Here is a 4,196-nt window from a genome sequence, read left to right as displayed (position 1 = left end):
GCGGGTTGTGCCCCGCGGGGGGGGCTGGGGGGGCGGGGGGGCTCCCCGGCGGCGGGCCCCCCCCCCGCGGGGGGGGGGGGTGGGGGGGCGCCCGGCGGGGGGCGCGCCCCCTGTGGGTCAGCTCAGGCGCTCGTAGATGATCGCCATGCCCTGGCCGCCGCCGACGCACATCGTCTCGAGGCCGAACTGGCCGTCGCGCGCCTCGAGCCCGTTGAGCAGGGTGGTCGTGATGCGCGCTCCGGTCGAGCCGAACGGGTGGCCGAGGGCGATGGCCCCGCCGTGCACGTTGAGCTTGTCGAGGTCCATGCCGAGGTCGTCGGCGCTGGGCAGCACCTGGGCGGCGAAGGCCTCGTTGATCTCGTACAGGTCCATGTCGCCGATGGTCATGCCGGCGCGGGCCAGTGCCTGCCGCGACGCCTCGACCGGGCCGAGGCCCATGATCTCGGGGGACAGGCCGGAGACGCCGGTCGCGACGACGCGGGCCAGCGGCGTGAGGCCGAGCTCCTTGGCCTTGGTGTCGCTCATGACCACGACCGCGGCGGCGCCGTCGTTGAGGGGGCAGCAGTTGCCGGCGGTGATGGTGCCCTGCTCGCGGAAGACCGGCTGCAGCTGCGAGACGGACTCGAGGGTGACGCCCGCGCGCGGCCCGTCGTCCTTGCTCACGACGGTGCCGTCCGGCAGCGTGACCGGGGCGATCTCGCGGTCGAAGAAGCCGTCGGCGATGGCCTTCTCGGCGCGGTTCTGGCTCGTGACGCCCCACTCGTCCTGCCGCTGGCGGGAGATGCCGCGCAGGGTGGCGACGTTCTCCGCCGTCTGCCCCATGGAGAGGTAGACGTCGGGGAGCAGGCCCTGCTCGCGCGGGTCGGTCCAGGTCTCGTTGCTCGTGGCGATCCGCTCCGAGCGCGCCTGCGCGTCCGCGAAGAGCGGGTTCTGGTCGTCGCCGGCGGAGCCGCCGGCCCCGGCCCAGTTCGTGTACTGCGACACGCACTCGACGCCGCCGCTGATGAAGACGTCACCCTCGCCGGCCTTGATCGCGTGGTAGGCCATGCGGGTCGTCTGCACGGACGAGGCGCAGAACCGGTTCACGGTCGCGCCGGGCAGGTGGTCGTGGCCGGCGAGCACGGCGATGACCCGCGCCATGTTGGAGCCGTGGCGGCCGGACGGCTCTGCGCAGCCCCAGTAGAGGTCCTCGACGAGGGCGGGGTCCAGGCCCGGCACCTTGTCCAGCGCGGCCCGGATCACCTGAACGGACAGGTCGTCGGGCCGCATCTCCTTGAGCGAGCCCTTGAACGCGCGCCCGATGGGCGTGCGGGCGGTGGAGACGATGACGGCTTCGGTCACGGGGGTTCCTCCTCGTCGAGGGCCGCGCGATAAGCGGCCGCTTAGTCCGAGTCGATGGTATGCCGTGGAGCCGGTCCGGGGGATGTGGGCTTGCTCTCGCCCGCCTCCGCCGTCGCACCGGCGTCGGTCGCCGCCGGCGCGCCGCCGCGCGGTCGGCGCAGCAGCATGGCCCAGCGGCCACGGGGCCCGCGGCTCTGGCCACCGACGTCCGTGGCGCTGACCTCGGTGCCGGGGTCCATGACGGCATACTTCGCGGCCACGGCGACCGGGCCCACCCCCTCGCCGCGTCGCGAGTCGGGGGTGCGGGGCTCTCCGGACCCTTCCGGCCACACCCCCAGGGCGGCGCACACGCTCGGCAGCAGCGCGGCGGCGGCCCGCGCGTAGCCCGCGGGCGAGGGGTGGAACCGGTCCTCGCTGAACATCTCGTGCGGGCGCTCGGCGAACTCCGGGCCGAGCAGGTCGCCGAGGGACACGGTGCGCCCGCCGGCCTCGACGACCGCGACGGTCTGGGCCGCCGCGAGGTCGCGGGAGAACCGCCGGCCGAGCAGGCGCAGCGGCTGCGGGATCGGCTGGATGGTGCCGAGGTCCGGGCAGGTGCCGACCACGACCTCGGTGCCGAGCCCGCGCAGTGCCCGCACCACCTGCTCGAGGTGGCGGACGGCCACGGCCCGGTCGATCCGGTGGGTGACGTCGTTCGCGCCGACCATGATGACCGCGACGTCGGGCCGGGCCACCACGTCCAGGGCGTTGGCCAGCTGCAGCTCGAGGTCGGCGGACTCCGCGCCGACCACCGCGCTGTTGGTGAGCCGGACCGGACGACCGGTCAGGGCGCTGACCCCGGTGCCGATGATGGCGCCGACGGTCTGGTGCGCGTGGTCGCAGCCCATGCCCGCTGCGGAGCTGTCGCCGAGCACCACGAGCTCGACGGGGTCCCCGGTGCCTGCCCCGTAGACGCCGTTGTCGTCGGGCGCGCCGTCGAACGGCTGTCCGACGATGCGGCGCGCCATCATCGCCTCGACCTTGAGCACGCCGTACCCGAGCGCCCCCAGCGCGCCGATCCCCGCGGCCAGACCACCGCCCCCGTAGGCGGCGGTCGCCGCGATCCTGCGTGCGCGTCGAGCCCGGCCCATCGGCACACCCCTCTCGTCGACTGTCCCACTGACGCTAACGGTCGAGGACGTCATCGCGGTTTCCACCCCCTTCCCGGGTGCGGTGCTTCGCCACAGTGGCCGGGCGTCCCGGTGCGGACGTCCTGATGAGATGGTGCGCCCGGTGGCGCGACCCCGCATCCGACACCGGCGGTAGCCCGGTTGGGGGAGAGGCCGTCCCCGGGTCCGCACCCGGGCCGGGACGAGGCCCTGTCCGCGGCGGTCCGATCGTCCTCCCGGTCGGCCGGGTCGGTGTCCAGCATCTGAGAGGATGGCCGGGTGAAGTACGCAGAGCACATCGCCGACCTCGTCGGGAACACGCCCCTCGTCAAGCTCAACACCGTCACCGAAGGGATCGCCGCGACGGTCCTCGCCAAGGTGGAGTACCTCAACCCGGGCGGGTCGGTGAAGGACCGCATCGCCCTGAAGATGGTCGAGGCCGCGGAGCAGTCCGGGGAGCTCAAGCCCGGTGGCACCATCGTCGAGCCGACCTCGGGCAACACCGGCGTGGGCCTGGCGCTGGTCGCCCAGCGCCGCGGCTACACGTGCGTCTTCGTCTGCCCCGACAAGGTGAGCCAGGACAAGCGCGACGTGCTCAAGGCCTACGGCGCCGAGGTCGTCGTCTGCCCGACCGCCGTCGCCCCGGACCACCCGGACTCCTACTACTCGGTCTCCGACCGGTTGGTCCGCGAGATCGACGGTGCCTGGAAGCCGAACCAGTACGCCAACCAGAACGGCCCGGCCTCGCACTACGAGTCGACCGGCCCGGAGATCTGGGCCGACACCGACGGGCGGATCACGCACTTCGTCGCGGGCGTCGGCACCGGCGGCACCATCACCGGCACCGGCCGCTACCTGCGCGACGTCTCCGCGGACCGCGAGGGCGGCCGCGTCCGCATCATCGGCGCCGACCCCGAGGGCTCGGTCTACTCCGGCGGCTCGGGCCGCCCGTACCTCGTCGAGGGCGTCGGCGAGGACTTCTGGCCGAGCGCCTACGACCCGGCCGTGGTCGACGAGGTCATCGCGGTCAGCGACGCCGACTCCTTCGCCATGACCCGTCGCCTCGCCAAGGAGGAGGGCCTGCTCGTCGGCGGCTCCTGCGGCATGGCCGTCGTCGCCGCCCTGCGTGCGGCCAAGGACCTGCCGGCCGACGCCGTCGTCGTCGTACTGCTGCCGGACAGCGGCCGCGGCTACATGAGCAAGATCTTCAACGACGAGTGGATGAGCTCCTACGGCTTCATGCACTCAAAGACCGAGACGACGGTCGGCGAGGTCCTGCACAAGAAGGCCGGCGACCTGCCCGCCCTGGTCCACACGCACCCGACCGAGACCGTGCGCGACGCCATCGAGATCCTGCACGAGTACTCCGTGTCGCAGATGCCCGTCGTCAAGGCCGAGCCCCCGGTCATGGCCGGCGAGGTCGCCGGCTCGGTCAGCGAGCGGGCCCTCCTCGAGGCCCTGTTCAACGGCAGCGCCCACCTCACCGACTCGGTCGAGAAGCACATGGAGCCGTCGCTGCCGCTCGTGGGCGCCGGCGAGCCGGTCACCGCAGCGCGGGCCGAGCTGGAGAAGCACGACGCGATCATGGTCGTCGAGGACGGCAAGCCGGTCGGCGTGCTGACCCGCGCCGACGTGCTCATCGCGCTCGTCGACTGAGCCCGACCGGCAGCTCCCGCTCCCGCCGCAACCGATGCGGCTACCGCAGCC

The 4,196-nt window shown here is 73.5% G+C and carries 3 protein-coding genes; 1 reads left to right on the top strand and 2 read right to left on the bottom strand.

Going from position 1 to position 4,196, the window contains the following annotated elements; genetic code table 11:
* Positions 1–117 precede the first annotated feature (117 nt).
* Positions 118–1,341 (bottom strand): acetyl-CoA C-acetyltransferase, encoded by a 1,224-nt coding sequence (locus ACFUC1_RS20265; protein ID WP_379123055.1) that lies wholly within the window; start codon positions 1,339–1,341, stop codon positions 118–120.
* A gap of 41 nt (positions 1,342–1,382) precedes the next feature.
* Positions 1,383–2,471, bottom strand: a complete 1,089-nt coding sequence (locus ACFUC1_RS20260) for an SGNH/GDSL hydrolase family protein (protein WP_379123053.1) — start codon at positions 2,469–2,471, stop codon at positions 1,383–1,385.
* 297 nt (positions 2,472–2,768) lie between these two features.
* Here ACFUC1_RS20260 and ACFUC1_RS20255 point away from each other — a divergent pair, with 297 nt between their 5' ends.
* Positions 2,769–4,145, top strand: a complete 1,377-nt coding sequence (locus ACFUC1_RS20255; protein ID WP_379123051.1) for a cystathionine beta-synthase — start codon at positions 2,769–2,771, stop codon at positions 4,143–4,145.
* Positions 4,146–4,196: the final 51 nt, after the last annotated feature.

The sequence above is a fragment of the Pedococcus sp. NPDC057267 genome, from assembly GCF_042668795.1.
Lineage (GTDB): Bacteria > Actinomycetota > Actinomycetes > Actinomycetales > Dermatophilaceae > Pedococcus.
The sequence above is the reverse complement of the archived record's forward strand: the minus strand, read 5'-3'. Positions and strand labels throughout refer to the sequence as shown.

Coding starts and splice junctions, on each gene's coding strand:
- ACFUC1_RS20260 (WP_379123053.1), bottom strand. CDS start 2,471: ATGGGCCGGGCTCGACGCGCACGCAGGATCGCGGCGACCGCCGCCTAC.